The organism is Pseudomonas sp. WS 5021 (assembly GCF_012985535.1).
Taxonomy (GTDB): Bacteria; Pseudomonadota; Gammaproteobacteria; order Pseudomonadales; family Pseudomonadaceae; genus Aquipseudomonas.
This window is the reverse complement of record NZ_JAAQWP010000002.1, coordinates 143,479-158,968: the sequence shown is the minus strand read 5'-3', so window position 1 is coordinate 158,968 and position 15,490 is coordinate 143,479. Positions and strand designations below refer to the sequence as shown.

Here is a 15,490-nt window from a genome sequence, read left to right as displayed (position 1 = left end):
CGCAACTCGAATCTCTATGTTTATAGACGCTCTCTCGGCATGATTGATAGCGTTAAACGCCCGCTACATAAGTATCGACGTCCGAGGAGAAGCATATGGCAGAGTCTGCCCACTTTTACGTATACAAAGACATCAAAAACGAATGGCGTTGGCGATTCATCGCTAAAAACGCAAAGATCATCGCCGTCAGTTCCGAGAGTTACCACAACCTCAAGGACTGCGAACACTCTATTGAATTAGTGAAAACACAGGACTTCGCCACCCGGGTTATTGGCGACGATTCCTTCATGCGGTTACGTACACAGTAATCAGCTTCGGCCCGTGCAGCACTGCATAGTGCTATCTCGAATCACCTCCACGCTTGATCCAGACGATCAACACCCGCCTATAAGGGGCTGCGCCCGTTGCCGATTGACGCTGCCCCGCCACCCACCATCCTCTCCAGGCTAGCGCCCAGCACTACCGACTCGTTCCGCACCCGCCTAGGTAGCCCAGATCTTCAAGGCTACGGCGCAGCAGCACCTGGATGACGAGCAACTCGAACGTCGACCTTGTCTGTTCAATGACACCCATGCGCTGATCATCACCTCAAACGCTGCGTCGACGGTGGATGACGACAGCCACCCAAATCCGGGAATCGTGGTGCAGGTGATCTACGGAGTATTTGCCCACGATTAATCACCGCCCCTCCTGGTGGGCGATCTCTATTCCGAACATCCCTTTCTACTTTTGCCTTCTTTACGGACAGTGCAATAGAAGACTGATAACCCGTCCTACTCTCGACGCCTTGGTTCAACCGCCAAATCTGCCGCGACCAAACCGCGTCCTCGAGCTGCCAAGCCACGCGCTGCTTCCACGGCCCCGACCTTGCAGACCCTCAGCTACATCGAAGCGCGCCTGGGCAACTTCAACAGCCTGATCATGATGCGCGTGCGCGAGACCGCCACCGCCGAACTGCTGATCCAGTAACTGCCTAAGGACGCGCCTGGGGATTGACCCCTTGAGCCAATAATTTGCCCGCTTCGTCCTGAAGGGAACGCGCATCACGCAAACTGACCTGCGGATAGGTGTCCAGCGACATGCGTTTTTGCTTGCCGTTCCAGCAGTAACGGAAGTGCCACGAGCGCCCGCCCGAGGCTGTCACCGCCAAGGACAGGCCGTCAATATCGCCGAGGGTGTAGTCTTTGCCAGTGGGCGTGGCCTGCCGGACGGCAGCATATGAAAGAGCCATGCTTCTAGCCTCCTGAAGGTTGAATTCAGGGCTAGATGTTCAGCAAACGACTCGTTGGGCTCCTGCAACAATCCGATCTCGAAGCCCGCCATTTTCATGGACTAGATTCTGGACTAAACACGTCCGGATACCCGTGGCTTTCGATGGATACTGACGGAACGAAAAAAGACGCCTAAGCGTCTTTTTTCAATGATCTACAGACTTCAATGGAACCCTGTAGATCGATATTTGGAGCGGGAAACGAGACTCGAACTCGCGACCCCGACCTTGGCAAGGTCGTGCTCTACCAACTGAGCTATTCCCGCGTCTTGGTGATGCGCATTCTATAGAATCCTCACCACCCGTCAACCCCTTGATTCAAAAAAGTTTTATTTCTTTTCCACGGTCGTGCGCAGATGGGGCCAGGCGGCGCGCAGGTATTGCAGCATGGACCACAAGGTCAGGCCGGCGGCGATCAGCAGCAAGGCGTAGCCCAGTAGTACCCAGAACGTGAAATTCGACGGGTTGGCCAGCAGGATGACCAGCGCCAGCATTTGCGCGGCGGTTTTCCATTTGCCCATGTTGGACACGGCCACATGGGCGCGTGCGCCGATTTCGGCCATCCATTCGCGCAAGGCCGAGACGACGATTTCACGACCGATGATCACGGCGGCAGGCAGGGTCAGCCACAGGTTGCCGTGCTCTTGTACGAGCAGCACCAGCGCCACGGCGACCATCAGCTTGTCGGCTACGGGGTCGAGGAACGCGCCAAACGGCGTGCTCTGCTCCAGGCGTCGTGCCAGGTAGCCGTCTAGCCAGTCGGTCGCGGCCGCGAAGGCAAAGACCGAACTGGAGGCCATGTAGCTCCATTCATAGGGCAGGTAAAACAGCAAAATGAAAATCGGAATGAGCAGGACGCGTAGAACGGTGATCAGATTAGGGATATTCATCGGCACAACTGGCTACGAGGTGAGAGGGCATTCTACTCGCTGTGTAGGTTTGCATAAATCAACTCAGCGAGCTTTTTACTGATACCAGGGGCTTTGGCTATTTCTTCAATGCTGGCACGGGACAATTCCTGCAATCCACCGAAATGTTTCAACAGTTCACGCCGCCGCTTTGGTCCCACACCCGCAACCCCTTCCAGGGTTGAGGTGCGCCGGGTCTTACCACGGCGGGCACGGTGGCCGGTAATGGCAAAGCGGTGGGCTTCATCGCGGATCTGCTGAATCAGGTGCAGCGCCGGTGAGTCGCCCTTCAAGGTGAACTCATGGGCCGCATCATTCAAGTACAACGTTTCAAAACCGGCCTTGCGCGTCGCACCCTTGGCCACGCCGAGCAGGATCAGGTCGGGCACTGCCAGTTCGTTGAGCACATCACGGGCCATGGACAACTGGCCCTTGCCGCCGTCTACCAGCAGGATATCCGGCAGCTTGCCCTCGCCGTCCTTGAGTTTGCTGAAGCGCCGGGTCAGGGCCTGGTGCATGGCGGCATAGTCATCACCAGGGGTGACGCCTTCGATGTTGTAGCGTCGATAGTCGGACTTGATCGGCCCTTCCGGACCGAAGACCACGCAGGACGCCACGGTCGCCTCGCCGCTGGAGTGGCTGATGTCGTAGCACTCCAGGCGTTGCGGCGGCTCGTCGAGCTTGAGCACGTCGGCCAGCGCCTCAAAGCGTGCGGCCACATGCTGGCGGTTGGCCAGGCGCGCGCTCAGGGCCTGCTCGGCGTTGGTCACCGCCAATTGCTGCCAGCGCGCACGGGTGCCACGCACCCGGTGGCTGATGTCCAGTTCGCGGCCGCGCAGGGCGTGGATCGCATCGATCAGCGCAGGGAAGTCTTCGTGAACCACGTTGACGATCAATTCACCCGGCAAGTCGCGCTCGGGGCTGCTGACGTAATACTGGCCGAGGAACGCAGCCATGACTTCGGCCACCTCCTCCTCGATCCCCGTCTGGGGAAAGAAGTTCTTGCTGCCCAGCACCCGACCGCCACGCACGCTGATCAGGTGCACACAGGCCCCGCCCGGGTTGACGAAGGCCGCAATCACGTCGACGTCACCGGTGCCGCCCTCCATGCTCTGCTGGTCCTGTACCCGGCGCAACAACGACACCTGGTCACGCAGCTCGGCGGCCCGTTCGAAATCCAGGACACTGGCCGCCTGCTCCATGGCCCCCGACAGTTCGTCGGCCAGGGCATTGCTGCGCCCTTCGAGGAACATCACCGAGTGACGCACGTCTTCGGCATATTCCTTAGGCTCGACCAGCCCGACACAAGGCGCCTTGCAGCGCTTGATCTGGTATTGCAGGCACGGGCGGGTACGGTTCTTGTAGAAGCTGTCTTCGCACTGACGCACGAAGAAGGTCTTTTGCAGCAGGCTCAGGCTCTCGCGGATCGCCCCGGCGCTGGGGTACGGGCCAAAATACTTGCCCTTGCGCTTCTTCGCCCCGCGATGGATGCTCAGGCGCGGAAAGTCACCGTCCGACAGAAACACGTACGGGTAGGACTTATCGTCACGCAACAGAATATTGTAGGGCGGCCGCCATTCCTTGATCAGCGTCTGCTCAAGCAGCAACGCCTCGGTTTCATTGGCGGTGATGGTGGTTTCGACCTGGGCGATACGCCCCACCAGCGCGGCGGTCTTCGGCGCCAGGCCGGTCTTGCGAAAGTAACTGGCCAGGCGCTTCTTGAGGTTCTTGGCCTTGCCGACGTACAGCAGACGCGCCTCGCTGTCGAACATGCGATACACGCCAGGCCGGCCACTGCAGGTCGCTAGAAATGCACTGGGATCAAACGCGGCAGTTATTTCAGTGGCTTGCATTTCAGGCGCTGGCGTCCACCATGCCGTGGCGAACCGCGAGCAAGGTCAGTTCAACATCACTGCTGATGGATAGCTTCTCGAAGATTCGATAACGGTAGGTGTTCACGGTTTTCGGCGACAGGCAGAGCTTGTCCGAAATCGACTGGACCTTCTGGCAACCGACAATCATCAGGGCGATCTGGATCTCGCGCTCGGACAAGGCATCAAACGGCGAATCGCTGACCGGCTGGAAAGACTTGATCGCCAATTGCTGGGCAATCTGCGGGCTGATGTAGCGCTGGCCGGCAAATACCAGGCGGATAGCCTGGACCATCTCCGCGAGCCCCGCACCTTTAGTCAGGTAACCCGCTGCACCTGCCTGCAGAAGCCTGGTAGGAAAAGGGTCTTCCTCACAAACCGTAACCACGACAACCTTGATATCCGGATGACTGCGCAGCAACTTGCAGGTCGCGCCAAGACCGCCAATCCCCGGCATCTTGACGTCCATCAAGACCACATCGGGTTTCAATTCACGCGCTTTGATCAGGGATTCCTCCCCCGACTCGGCCTGACCGACTACTTGCAGGCCATCGATGTCAGCCAGCATTCGTGTAATGCCTGTACGAACGAGATCATGGTCATCGACTACTAGCACCCTAATCAAGCAGACACCTCGCGAAATGGTCTTATAGGTTGCCGGACACCTTAGCAAAAAACCACGGCACAGACCTAGCTGAACGCGTCATATATATAGAGTTTCAATCCACTACGAACGCCTGCCGAGCGGCAGGCGGGGTTGTTTCCTGGGCAAAAGGTCAGGATTCCTTGGGGATCGGCCGGGATTTTCCGTTTGCCACAGAGCAATGCTCTGCCAAGGTGCTGGTCAGCCTGCGGATTGCATCCTGATCCTCTTTAAACATCGCGCGGTAGTTGCCCAGGACTTTTTCTTCGATCTGGCTCAGGTTGTCCAACTGGATGGGAGTTGGGCTACCTGTCAAAACAAACAGAATATCGACACCTTTTTCTGCGACGCGGGATAAGTAATCGGCCTTGGGTGCGCGGCCACCACTTTCATATTTACCTTGCGCGTTAGCCTCCACGCCTCCTATTTCACCAAAAACCTTTTGCGACAAGCCAAGTCGCTCTCTTTCTTGCCGTAAGCGCGAACCTATTCCACTCATTTGGATGTAATATCCTTTCTGGCACACCCCAAGAGGTGACGATGTCATCTCGTTTTACACAAACTTGAACGGTTTTGAACTATGCCCGGAATCCGTACCGCTGCACAAGCCAAAGCCTGGCTGGAACATCAAGGCAAATCGGTCCAGGCATTCGCCAGGGAACATGGCGTGGATCCGGCGACCACCTATCAAGTGCTCGCTGGGCGTAAAAAGGGGCGGCGGGGAGAAGCCCATAAGGTCGCGGTCCTTTTGGGCATGAAAGAGGGGATCATCCTTAACGAGGCAAAAAGCCCGGGCAATGATCAGGAGATTGGCTCCTAAGAGCAGTATGCACCGATTCAAGTCGAGCGCGAGGTTTACCGGGACGACTGCGCTGATAGACAAACGGACTCCATGCGCCAGAAACACCCCTCCTCACCGACAATACTCAGGCCCTGTCGCTGATACAGCCTTCTAGCCGGATTGGTCTTGAATACCGTCAAGCGCAGATAACCCCGCTTTTCGACATGCGCCTTGCAGATCATCTGCTCCAGCACCCAACTGCCTGCGCCCTGGCGGCGAAAAGCCTCGAGAATGTGCAGTTCGCGAATGTATAGCGCATTGTCATCGCGGCTGAGGCTGACGAACCCTACCAGCCTGTCATCCTGGCAAATCAACCAGTTTTCCCGCCCGGCCCAGGCGGTGTCGAAGCCTTTGTCGGACCATGTCAGATCGTACTGCCGATAGTAATGGCCCATCGCCTGGTGTGTCAGGCTGCGCGCAAAGGCCAGGTGTTGATCCGATGCTGCCTTGAGGGTGAATGCCATAGCAGTGGGCTCCATTGCGTCACAGGTCGCGTCCAGGCAATCATTGTGAGTATCCATCCAGCATATCGGGACATCCGCCATAGTGGTAAGCCCCTCCTCGCGATAGAAATTACTGATTGAATCCAGCAGCCTGCGTCAGTTAAGCTCCACCCCATCATTTGGAGAAACACCATGTTGCAACTCACCCTCACCCAGGCTTGCCCTACTGCCAACGCACAGCGTTCGGTCGTGGCTACCCGCGTGAACGGTTTGAGCGCACTGGCCAGCTTTTATTTTGGGTATTGGTTTAGCCACTGGCGCGCCTGATACCTGAAATCGGCGCCCACTACTCAAGGGGTCGCCTGCCAGAGAAATCTAACCCCCGGTCGGCTCCCCGACCGGGGGTTTTGTTTTTTCAGCCCTGAACATTTTTTGCTACACACCGAACTTAAAGGAAACCACACCATGAACTTCAGCACTTATTACCGTTACGACACCTGCACCGCCTGGCGATTTAGCAAGCTCCGTTCGGGACAGCCTGCCGCCTCCGATCGGTCACCTCTTGGTGGCAAGCCAACACACGCAGCCAATACGGCCAATTGTCGAACACCCCAGTAGGGCAGAGCGCGCGGGAACAGCCCGCCGCTTGCCCAGGAAGCAGAACATATGAACTCCTCCATCGCCGCCCTGCCCGTCACCACCCTGTCCAGCGCCAATGAAGCGCTGACCCAGCGTTTGCCCAGCGCCCTTGAGCTCAAGCACCAATTGCCTCTGAGCCCGTTCCTGACCGAGCAAGTCAACGCTCATCGCCAGGCGATCCGCGCGATTCTCACGGGTGAAGACTCGCGCCTGCTGGTCATCGTCGGCCCCTGCTCGATCCATGACCCCGAATCCGCCATGGAATACGCGCGCAATCTGAAGAAACTGGCCAATGACGTCAGTGACCAAATGCTCCTGGTAATCCGCGCCTACGTCGAAAAACCGCGCACCACCATCGGCTGGAAAGGCCTGGCCTACGACCCGCACCTCGATGGCAGCGATGACATGGCCGCCGGCCTCACGCTGTCACGGGAATTGATGCGCGAAATGCTGCGCCTGGGCTTGCCGGTCGCCACCGAGTTGCTGCAACCAATGGCCGCCGGCTACTTCGACGATGTGCTCAGTTGGGTCGCCATCGGCGCCCGCACCACCGAATCGCAGATCCACCGGGAAATGGCCAGCGGCCTGGGCATGCCCGTCGGCTTCAAGAACGGCACCGACGGCGGCGTGGCCATCGCCTGCGACGCCATGCGTTCGGCAGCCCATCCGCACCGCCACTTTGGCGTCGACAGCCAGGGCCATCCGGCGATCATCCAGACTCCGGGCAACGCCGACACCCACCTGGTGTTGCGCGGCGGCCATCGCGGCCCGAACTACGACCGCCAGAGCGTGGCCCAGGTCAAGACCGACCTGGCCAAAAGCAAAGTGGCCACGCGGATCATGGTCGATTGCAGCCACGCCAACAGCGGCAAGGACCCGATGCGCCAGCCAGCGGTGTTCAACGACGTGCTGGAGCAGCGCTTGCAGGGCGACACCTCGCTGATCGGCATGATGCTGGAGAGTCATTTGTTCGAAGGCTGCCAGCCGCTCAGCCCGTCGATGCGCTACGGCGTCTCGGTGACCGACGGCTGCCTGGGTTGGGATGGGACTGAGCAGTTGCTGCGTGAAGCGGCCGCACGTCTGCGCGATCAAGCCTGATGTAAATCAGTGGAACTTTGCCGGGAAATAACCGCCTGAATCCGGTACGCTCACCTTTTTTATTCAAGGAGTTACCCATCATGGCTAAAGCTACCGCCCGTCACATCCTGGTTGCCACCGAAGACAAGTGCAACGAACTCAAAGCCCAGATCGAAGGCGGCGCTGATTTCGCAGAAATCGCCAAAGCCAACTCCAGCTGCCCATCGAGCCGTGATGGCGGCAACCTGGGTTCGTTCGGCCCTGGCCAGATGGTCAAGGAATTCGACACTGTCGTGTTCAGCGCCCCGGTCAACACCGTGCAGGGCCCGGTGAAAACCCAGTTCGGTTATCACCTGCTGGAAGTGACCAGCCGCCAGGACTGATCCACATCTTTGCAAAACACAACGGCCCGCCTTTTGGTGGGCCGTTGTGTTTGTGTGCCAGTGGGGTGACTGGCGACCCGCGTGCGGTTAGGGTACAAGTCCCCTTCCTTCTTCACCCGGCGCTCAAGGCTGATAATGCGACTGGACTTCCTCACGTTAGTTGGCTTTACCCTGGCCCTGCTGCTGGCGAGTTCCATCTCGTTTGCTGCCCCGCAACAGGCATTGACCGTCTACGGCGAACCTGCCAAGTACCCCGCCGATTTCAAGCATTTCGACTATGTGAACCCCGATGCCCCCAAGGGCGGCAGCCTCAAGCGCTCGGCCCTCGAAGTCGGCCGCTTCGACCATGTACTGCCGTATATCGACAAAGGCATCGGCGTCAGCCAGCTGGACGGCTGGGTGTACTCGCCCCTGGCCTACCGCTCGCTGGATGAGCCCTATACCGTCTACGGCCTGGTCGCGCAAAAGATGGAGCGCGCCGAGGACGGCCTGTACCTGCGTTTTTTCCTCAACCCCAAGGCGCGATTTGCCGACGGCAAGCCGATCACCGCAGAAGACGTACGCTATAGCTTCAACCTGCTGATGACCCAGGGCAGCCTGCGCTTTCGCACGCTGTTTGCCGACGTCAAGCACGTCGAGGTAGAAGGCCCCCTGCAAGTGCGCTTTGACTTCTCCAGCAGCGAGAACCGCACCCTGCCCCTGGATATCGCGACCCTGCCGGTGTTCCCCGAACATTGGTGGAAAAGCCGCGACTTCGCCAACGGCGGCGGCTATGAGGTGCCCCTGGGCAGCGGTCCGTACAAAGTCAGCAAGATCAATTCCGGCAGCACTATCACCTTCCAGCGCGACCCCGACTGGTGGGGCAAGGACTTGCCCGTCAGCCGCGGCCTGTACAACTTCGACCGCTTGAGCCTGGAGTACTTCGGCGATACCGAAGTCGCGCGCCAGGTCCTGCGCGGCGGCGCCTATGACTTCAACCGCGAGTTCTCCGCCACCGGCTATTCCATCGGCTACAACGGCCCGGCCCTGGACGATGGCCGCCTGCAACGCGCGCACCTGGCCAAGCAAGCCCCGCAAGCGGCCCAGGGCTACGTGTTCAATATGCAAAAGCCGATATTCCAGGACCGCCGCGTGCGCCAGGCCCTGGCCATGCTCTGGGATTTCGAGTGGGCCAACCGGCAGATGATGCGCAACCTGTATATCCGCCAGCAAAGCTACTTTTCCAACAGCCCGCTGGCCGCCACCCAACTGCCCGACGCCCAGGAACTGGCGATTCTCGAACCCTTGCGCGGGCAGATCCCCGACGAAGTCTTCACCCAAGTGTTCAAGGCGCCGACCACCGACGGCAGCGGCATGATCCGCGACAAGCAACTGCAAGCCCTGGCCTTGCTGGAAGACGCCGGCTGGACGCCCAAGGGCGACAAGCTGGTGAACGCTGCCGGCGAACCCCTGGAGTTCACCTTCCTCAATGTGCAAAACGGCCTCGAACGCCTGCTGCTCCCCTATAAACGCAACCTGGCGCAGATCGGCATTACCCTCAACATCCGGCGCATCGACTCATCCCAGTACGTCAACCGCCTGATGACCCGCGACTACGACATGATCGTCACCGGCTTCCCGGTCACCACTTCGCCAGGCATGGAGCTGTACAACTACTTCGGTTCCTCGTCGGCCTTCGACCCGGGCAGCAACAACTACATCGTCCTGCAAAACCCGGCGGTCGACACCCTGGTCACCGGCCTGGTGCGTGCTACCACCCAGGCGCAGATGCTCAGCTACGCCCATGCCCTGGACCGGGTGCTGCAATGGAATTACTACTGGATCCCCAATTACTACCCGCCCGGCACCTCGGCCGCGTGGTGGAACCGCTTCGGTCGCCCGGCCATCGAGGCCAGCAACGACGAGGCGCTGGAATCGTGGTGGGAGGTCAGCCCGACACCCCTGACCAATGAGCAGATGAAAGCCGAACTGAACAAGCCGCGAGGTGCCCGCTGATGTTTGCCTATATCGTGCGGCGCCTGCTGCTGATCATCCCGACCCTGGTGATCATCCTGCTGGTGAACTTTGTGATCGTCCAGGCCGCGCCCGGCGGGCCGGTGGAGCAAGCCATCGCCCACTTGCAGGGGATTGGCGGCGGGGGCGTCGGCGGCTCGGGCGTCGGCGGCTCGGCCGGCGACGGCGTCAGCAGTGGCTCACGCGCCAGTCGCGGCCTGGACCCCAAGCTGATCAAGGACATCGAAAAACAATACGGCTTCGACAAATCCGCGCCCGAACGCCTGTGGCTGATGCTCAAGAACTACGCCCAGCTGGATTTTGGCAACAGCTTCTTTCGCGGCGCCACGGTGATCGACCTGATCCTGGAAAAGATGCCGGTGACCCTTTCCCTCGGCCTCTGGGCTACGCTGATCACCTACCTGGTGTCGATCCCTCTGGGGATCCGCAAGGCGGTGCGCCACGGCAGCAGTTTCGATGTGTGGAGCAGCACCGCCATCGTCATTGGCTACGCGATGCCGGCCTTCCTGTTCGCGATGTTCTTGATCGTGGTCTTTGCCGGCGGCACCACCCTGAACTGGTTCCCGGTGCGGGGCCTGGTGTCGGAGAACTTCGAGCAACTGAGTACCCTGGGCAAGGTCGCCGATTATTTCTGGCACCTGGTGCTGCCGGTCAGCGCCCTGGTGATCGGTGGTTTCGCCACCTTGACCATCCTCACCAAAAACTCGTTCCTCAATGAAATCACCCGTCAGTACGTGGTCACCGCACGCGCCAAGGGCCTGAGCGAACGGCGCGTGCTCTACGGCCATGTGTTTCGCAACGCCATGCTGCTGGTGATCTCCGGGATCCCCCAGGCGTTTATCAGTGTGTTCTTCGCCGGTTCGCTGCTGATCGAGGTGATCTTCTCCCTCGACGGCCTGGGCCGCATGAGCTACGAAGCGGCGGTGTCGCGGGACTATCCGGTGGTGTTTGGCTCACTGTTTATCTTCACCCTGTTTGGCCTCTTGATAAAACTGATCGGCGACCTCTGCTACACCCTGGTGGACCCGCGTATCGACTTTGCCGCGAGGAACGCCTGATGCTCAATCTGTCTCCCGTAGCCCGTCGGCGCTTCGAACGCTTCAAGCAAAACCGCCGGGGCTGGTGGTCGCTGTGGCTGTTTATCGGCCTGTTTATCCTGACCCTGGGCGGCGAGTTGATCGCCAACGACAAACCGCTGGTGCTGAGCTATCAGGACCAGTTGTATTTCCCGGTGTTCAAGCGCTACACCGAGCAGCAGTTCGGCGGGCAACTGCCATTCCAGGCCGACTACCGCAGTGACTACGTGCAGCAACTGATCAAGCAAGACGGCGGCTGGATGCTGTTCCCGCCGATCCCCTTCAGCGATGACACGCCCAACTACGAACTGACCCGCCCTGCCCCCAGCCCGCCGTCCACGGTGAACTGGCTGGGCACCGACGACCAGTCCCGCGATGTGCTGGCGCGGGTGATCTTCGGCGCACGGGTATCGATCCTGTTCGCCCTCGGCCTGACCGCGATCAGCGCCGTCATCGGCATTGCCGCCGGTGCCTTGCAGGGCTATTACGGCGGCTGGGTCGACCTGCTCGGCCAGCGCATCCTCGAAGTGTGGTCTGGGCTGCCGGTGCTGTACCTGCTGATCATCCTCTCGGGGTTTGTCGAGCCCAACTTCTGGTGGCTGCTGGGGATCATGGCGCTGTTTTCCTGGCTGGCCCTGGTGGATGTGGTGCGCGCCGAATTCCTGCGCGGGCGCAACCTGGAATATGTGAAAGCCGCGCGAGCCCTGGGCCTGAGTGACGGCAAGATCATCCGCCGGCACATCCTGCCGAACGCGATGACCGCCACCCTGAGCTACCTGCCTTTCATCCTGACCGGGGCGATTTCCACCCTCAGCGCCCTGGATTTCCTCGGCTTCGGCATGCCGGCGGGCAGCGCGTCCCTGGGTGAGTTGATCGCCCAGGGCAAGCAAAACCTGCAGGCGCCGTGGCTCGGGCTCACGGCCTTTTTCACCCTGGCGCTGATTCTGTCGCTGCTGGTATTTATCGGCGAGGCGCTGCGTGACGCCTTCGACCCACGATCATGAAGGGCGATGCATCCATGACTGACAACCTGATCGAGATCCGCGACCTGTGCGTCGCCTTCAACGGCCAGACCGTGGTGCGCAACCTGAGCCTGGATATCCGCCCCGGCGAGTGCCTGGCGCTGGTGGGCGAGTCGGGCTCGGGCAAATCGGTGACGGCCCATTCGATCCTGCAACTGCTGCCCCAGGCCGGCACCGCTACCACAGGGTCGGTGCGCTATCGCGGCCAGGAACTGCTCGGCGCCACCGCCAGCACCCTGCAAAAACTGCGGGGCAACCGTATCGCGATGATCTTCCAGGAGCCGATGACCTCCCTCAACCCCTTGCACAGCATCGAAAAGCAGATCGGCGAAACCCTGCTGCTGCACAAGGGCCTCGGCGGCAAGGCGGCCCAGGCGCGTATCCTCGAGCTGCTGGACCTGGTGGGCATCCGCAATCCCCAGGAACGCCTCAAGTCTTACCCCCATCAGTTGTCGGGCGGCCAGCGCCAGCGGGTGATGATTGCCATGGCCCTGGCCTGCGAGCCGGAACTGCTGATCGCCGACGAGCCGACTACCGCCCTGGATGTGACGGTGCAGCGCAAGATCCTGCTGCTGCTCAAATCCTTGCAGCAACGCCTGGGCATGTCTTTGCTGCTGATCAGCCATGACCTCAACCTGGTGCGCAGCATTGCCCAGCGCGTGTGCGTGATGCAGGCCGGGGAAATCGTCGAGCAGGCCGACTGCCAAACCCTGTTCAACGCCCCACGACACCCCTACAGCCGCCTGCTGCTGGATGCCGAACCGGTCGGCACGGCACTGTGCCAGGATGCACGCGAGACGGTGTTGCAGGTCGACGGACTGAGTGTGCGTTTCCCCATCGCTGGCGGGCTGTTCCGGCGCAAGCAGTACCTGCAAGCGGTGGACGGCATCAGCCTGGAACTGCAACGGGGCAAGACCCTGGGGATCGTCGGCGAGTCCGGCTCCGGCAAGTCCACCCTCGGCCAGGCGATCCTGCGCTTGCTCGACTCCAGCGGCAGCATCCGCTTCCAGGGCGAGGCCCTCGATAGCCTCAGCCAGAAACAGATGCGCCCGTGGCGCAAGCAGATGCAGGTGGTGTTCCAGGATCCCTATGGCAGCCTCAGCCCGCGCATGTCGGTGCAACAGATCATCAGCGAAGGCCTGGAAGTGCACGCGCCCTGCAGCCTGCAGGAGCGTGACGCGCAGGTGATCAAGGTGCTGCAAGATGTGGGCCTCGACCCGGCCAGCCGCCATCGCTACCCCCACGAATTCTCCGGTGGCCAGCGCCAACGCATCGCCATCGCCCGCGCCCTGGTGCTGCGCCCGGCCTTGATGCTGCTGGACGAGCCCACCTCGGCCCTGGATCGCACCGTGCAAAAACAAGTGGTGGCGCTGCTGCGTGAATTGCAGGAAAAGTACGGCCTGACCTACCTGTTTATCAGCCATGACCTGGCCGTGGTGCGGGCCATGGCCCACGACATGATCGTGATCAAGGACGGCAAGGTGGTCGAGCGCGGGCCGAGCCAGGCGGTGTTCGACTCACCACAGCACCCCTACACCCAGGAACTGCTGGCCGCAACGCAACTCCCTCTGTAGGAGCCGGCTTGCCGGCGATGGCGCCAGTAAAATCGCCATCGCCGGCAAGCCGGCTCCTACAGGGGATCAGGTCATTCATTCATCTTTTTTGTTGGCGCCCCGAGCATGAACACCACCGAAAGCCTCAAGGACTACCCGCACGTTCGTGGCCTGGCGATCCAGTCCCTGTTCGAGATCATCGAGCAGTCCAGCGAAGGCACGGTGATTGTCGACCGCGACGCCAACATCGTGTGGATGAACGAGCGCTACGCCAAGCGCTTCGGCCTCAAAAGCGCCGACCAGGCCATCGGCCAGCCGTGCGAGCAGGTGATCTCCAACAGCCTGCTGCGCCAGGTGGTGCGCAGTGACCAGCCGATCCTCCTGGATATCCAGGACACGCCCAAAGGCCCGTTGGTGGTGATGCGCCTGCCGATCCACGACGATGCCGGCAAGGTCATCGGCGCCATCGGTTTTGCCCTGTTCGATGAGTTGCGCAACCTCTCGCCGATGATCGAGCGCTACCTGAGCATGCAACAGGAGTTGGCCTCGACCCGTTCGCTGCTGCGCTCGCGCCAGAGCAAATACAACTTCGCGCACTTTATCGGCACCAGCGCTGCCAGCCTGGAGGTCAAGCGCCGGGCGCGGCGCAGTGCCAGTGCCGAGTCGCCGGTGTTGCTGCTGGGCGAAACCGGCACCGGCAAGGAGCTGTTGGCCCAGGCCATCCATGGCGCCTCGCCACGCGCCCATAAGGCCTTTGTCAGCATCAACAGCGCCGCCATCCCCCACGACCTTCTGGAAGCCGAGTTTTTCGGCACCGCGCCCGGCGCATTCACCGGCGCCGACCGCAAGGGCCGCGCCGGCAAACTGCAAATCGCCCAGGGCGGGACGTTGTTTCTCGATGAAATCGGCGACATGCCGTTGCCCCTGCAAAGCAAACTGCTGCGGGTGCTGCAGGAGAAAGAGTTCGAGCCGGTGGGCTCCAACGAAATGATCCACAGCGACGTACGGGTGATCGCCGCGACCTCCACCGACCTGGAAGCCGCGATCAAGCGCGGCGAATTTCGCGCCGATTTGTATTACCGCCTCAACGTATTGCCGATCCAGGTCCCGCCCCTGCGCGAACGCCTGGATGATATTCCGGCGTTGAGCGAAGCGATCCTGGAAGAACTGCGCAGCCAGCATGAGCTGGACCGCGAAGCCCTGGCGCTGCTGGCCGAGCATGCCTGGCCAGGAAACATCCGCGAGTTGCGCAACGTGCTGGAGCGCGCTGCGTTGCTCAGCGATGACCTGGTGTTGGATGCGCGGGAAATTCGTGCGGCGATTGGTACGTTCAGCCCGGTAGAGCGCAGCGCCGTGGCGCCAGTCGAGGTCCAGACCTTCAGCGCGGCACGGCAGCGGTTTGATCGGCAGTTGATTGCGGCCGCGTTGCGCCAGTGCGAGGGCAATGTGATCGAGGCGGCCAAGCAATTGGGGCTTGGGCGCTCGACGCTGTACAAGAAGATGGTGGCGCTGGGCATCGCTCAATCTCAATAAAGAGACACAAATCTATTTACCAAGACACCCCCCCCTGTGGGAGCGGGCTTGCCCGCGATAGCGGTGTGTCAGGCGACAAATCCATGCCAGGTAGACCGCCATCGCGGGCAAGCCCGCTCCCACATTTGATCTGGATTTGTCTTGATATAGAGACATGTCCTGACCATAAACTATAAATATCTATATACATCAACAACTTACAAACTTGGCACGCTTCC

At 60.6% G+C, this 15,490-nt stretch carries 15 protein-coding genes, 1 tRNA gene and 1 pseudogene; 10 read left to right on the top strand and 7 right to left on the bottom strand.

The genetic code is table 11. The features are described 5' to 3' along the window. The first annotated feature begins 95 nt into the window (after positions 1-95). Positions 96-308 carry a DUF1508 domain-containing protein gene (locus HBO19_RS07115; RefSeq protein ID WP_170057149.1) on the top strand — a complete coding sequence of 71 codons (213 nt, stop codon included), beginning with the start codon at positions 96-98 and terminating at the stop codon, positions 306-308. A gap of 677 nt (positions 309-985) precedes the next feature. Here HBO19_RS07115 and HBO19_RS07110 read toward each other — a convergent pair. The 6 genes and pseudogenes from HBO19_RS07110 to HBO19_RS07085 form a co-directional block, all read right to left on the bottom strand. Further along, positions 986-1,231, bottom strand: a pseudogene (locus tag HBO19_RS07110) (Arm DNA-binding domain-containing protein); the annotation flags it as partial. Between the two features lie 229 nt (positions 1,232-1,460). Then, positions 1,461-1,536 (bottom strand) — tRNA-Gly (locus HBO19_RS07105). Between the two features lie 63 nt (positions 1,537-1,599). Beyond that, positions 1,600-2,160 carry a CDP-diacylglycerol--glycerol-3-phosphate 3-phosphatidyltransferase gene (gene pgsA / locus HBO19_RS07100; RefSeq protein WP_029293776.1) on the bottom strand — a complete coding sequence of 187 codons (561 nt, stop codon included), beginning with the start codon at positions 2,158-2,160 and terminating at the stop codon, positions 1,600-1,602. Between the two features lie 32 nt (positions 2,161-2,192). Beyond that, positions 2,193-4,016, bottom strand: a complete 1,824-nt coding sequence (gene uvrC / locus HBO19_RS07095; RefSeq protein ID WP_169956616.1) for an excinuclease ABC subunit UvrC — start codon at positions 4,014-4,016, stop codon at positions 2,193-2,195. Positions 4,017-4,032: 16 nt separating this feature from the next. Beyond that, positions 4,033-4,674, bottom strand: coding sequence for a UvrY/SirA/GacA family response regulator transcription factor (gene uvrY / locus HBO19_RS07090; protein WP_029293774.1), 642 nt, complete (start codon positions 4,672-4,674; stop codon positions 4,033-4,035). A 151-nt stretch (positions 4,675-4,825) separates the two neighbouring features. Then, positions 4,826-5,191 carry a helix-turn-helix transcriptional regulator gene (locus HBO19_RS07085; protein ID WP_169956521.1) on the bottom strand — a complete coding sequence of 122 codons (366 nt, stop codon included), beginning with the start codon at positions 5,189-5,191 and terminating at the stop codon, positions 4,826-4,828. Between the two features lie 81 nt (positions 5,192-5,272). Between HBO19_RS07085 and HBO19_RS07080 the strand changes: the two genes are divergently transcribed. Next, positions 5,273-5,512 carry a DNA-binding protein gene (locus tag HBO19_RS07080; protein WP_169956523.1) on the top strand — a complete coding sequence of 80 codons (240 nt, stop codon included), beginning with the start codon at positions 5,273-5,275 and terminating at the stop codon, positions 5,510-5,512. A gap of 35 nt (positions 5,513-5,547) precedes the next feature. Here the strand turns inward: HBO19_RS07080 and HBO19_RS07075 are convergent, their stop codons facing one another. Continuing rightward, the gene (locus HBO19_RS07075; protein WP_169956618.1) at positions 5,548-5,997 is read right to left on the bottom strand and encodes a GNAT family N-acetyltransferase; all 450 of its coding nucleotides are present in this window, start codon (positions 5,995-5,997) and stop codon (positions 5,548-5,550) included. Positions 5,998-6,168: 171 nt separating this feature from the next. Here HBO19_RS07075 and HBO19_RS28430 point away from each other — a divergent pair, with 171 nt between their 5' ends. From HBO19_RS28430 to HBO19_RS07040, 8 genes are all read left to right on the top strand, one after another. Continuing rightward, positions 6,169-6,303 carry a hypothetical protein gene (locus HBO19_RS28430; protein WP_262376865.1) on the top strand — a complete coding sequence of 45 codons (135 nt, stop codon included), beginning with the start codon at positions 6,169-6,171 and terminating at the stop codon, positions 6,301-6,303. A 339-nt stretch (positions 6,304-6,642) separates the two neighbouring features. Beyond that, positions 6,643-7,713, top strand: a complete 1,071-nt coding sequence (locus HBO19_RS07070) for a 3-deoxy-7-phosphoheptulonate synthase (RefSeq protein WP_169956525.1) — start codon at positions 6,643-6,645, stop codon at positions 7,711-7,713. A gap of 80 nt (positions 7,714-7,793) precedes the next feature. Next, on the top strand, positions 7,794-8,075 hold the full coding sequence (locus tag HBO19_RS07065; RefSeq protein WP_032861429.1) for a peptidylprolyl isomerase: 282 nt from the start codon (positions 7,794-7,796) through the stop codon (positions 8,073-8,075). A 135-nt stretch (positions 8,076-8,210) separates the two neighbouring features. After that, the gene (locus HBO19_RS07060; protein WP_170057148.1) at positions 8,211-10,070 is read left to right on the top strand and encodes an extracellular solute-binding protein; all 1,860 of its coding nucleotides are present in this window, start codon (positions 8,211-8,213) and stop codon (positions 10,068-10,070) included. Beyond that, entirely contained in the window at positions 10,070-11,146 is a 1,077-nt protein-coding gene (locus tag HBO19_RS07055; protein WP_170057147.1) for a microcin C ABC transporter permease YejB, read from the top strand. Before HBO19_RS07060 ends, HBO19_RS07055 begins: the two co-directional genes overlap by 1 nt. After that, complete coding sequence (locus tag HBO19_RS07050) at positions 11,146-12,168, top strand: ABC transporter permease (RefSeq protein WP_170057146.1); 1,023 nt, start codon at positions 11,146-11,148, stop codon at positions 12,166-12,168. Before HBO19_RS07055 ends, HBO19_RS07050 begins: the two co-directional genes overlap by 1 nt. 14 nt (positions 12,169-12,182) lie before the next feature. Further along, positions 12,183-13,760 carry an ABC transporter ATP-binding protein gene (locus HBO19_RS07045; protein ID WP_170057145.1) on the top strand — a complete coding sequence of 526 codons (1,578 nt, stop codon included), beginning with the start codon at positions 12,183-12,185 and terminating at the stop codon, positions 13,758-13,760. Between the two features lie 105 nt (positions 13,761-13,865). Then, entirely contained in the window at positions 13,866-15,272 is a 1,407-nt protein-coding gene (locus HBO19_RS07040) for a sigma 54-interacting transcriptional regulator (RefSeq protein WP_169956536.1), read from the top strand. Positions 15,273-15,490 lie beyond the last annotated feature (218 nt).

What these genes read in the sequence shown, in the direction of transcription:
- HBO19_RS07115 (WP_170057149.1), top strand. Translation starts at nt 96, where the DNA reads ATGGCAGAGTCTGCCCACTTTTACGTATACAAAGACATCAAAAACGAA.
- pgsA (WP_029293776.1), bottom strand. Translation starts at nt 2,160, where the DNA reads ATGAATATCCCTAATCTGATCACCGTTCTACGCGTCCTGCTCATTCCG.
- HBO19_RS07085 (WP_169956521.1), bottom strand. Translation starts at nt 5,191, where the DNA reads ATGAGTGGAATAGGTTCGCGCTTACGGCAAGAAAGAGAGCGACTTGGC.
- HBO19_RS07080 (WP_169956523.1), top strand. Translation starts at nt 5,273, where the DNA reads ATGCCCGGAATCCGTACCGCTGCACAAGCCAAAGCCTGGCTGGAACAT.
- HBO19_RS07075 (WP_169956618.1), bottom strand. Translation starts at nt 5,997, where the DNA reads ATGGCATTCACCCTCAAGGCAGCATCGGATCAACACCTGGCCTTTGCG.
- HBO19_RS28430 (WP_262376865.1), top strand. Translation starts at nt 6,169, where the DNA reads ATGTTGCAACTCACCCTCACCCAGGCTTGCCCTACTGCCAACGCACAG.
- HBO19_RS07070 (WP_169956525.1), top strand. Translation starts at nt 6,643, where the DNA reads ATGAACTCCTCCATCGCCGCCCTGCCCGTCACCACCCTGTCCAGCGCC.
- HBO19_RS07065 (WP_032861429.1), top strand. Translation starts at nt 7,794, where the DNA reads ATGGCTAAAGCTACCGCCCGTCACATCCTGGTTGCCACCGAAGACAAG.
- HBO19_RS07060 (WP_170057148.1), top strand. Translation starts at nt 8,211, where the DNA reads ATGCGACTGGACTTCCTCACGTTAGTTGGCTTTACCCTGGCCCTGCTG.
- HBO19_RS07055 (WP_170057147.1), top strand. Translation starts at nt 10,070, where the DNA reads ATGTTTGCCTATATCGTGCGGCGCCTGCTGCTGATCATCCCGACCCTG.
- HBO19_RS07050 (WP_170057146.1), top strand. Translation starts at nt 11,146, where the DNA reads ATGCTCAATCTGTCTCCCGTAGCCCGTCGGCGCTTCGAACGCTTCAAG.
- HBO19_RS07045 (WP_170057145.1), top strand. Translation starts at nt 12,183, where the DNA reads ATGACTGACAACCTGATCGAGATCCGCGACCTGTGCGTCGCCTTCAAC.
- HBO19_RS07040 (WP_169956536.1), top strand. Translation starts at nt 13,866, where the DNA reads ATGAACACCACCGAAAGCCTCAAGGACTACCCGCACGTTCGTGGCCTG.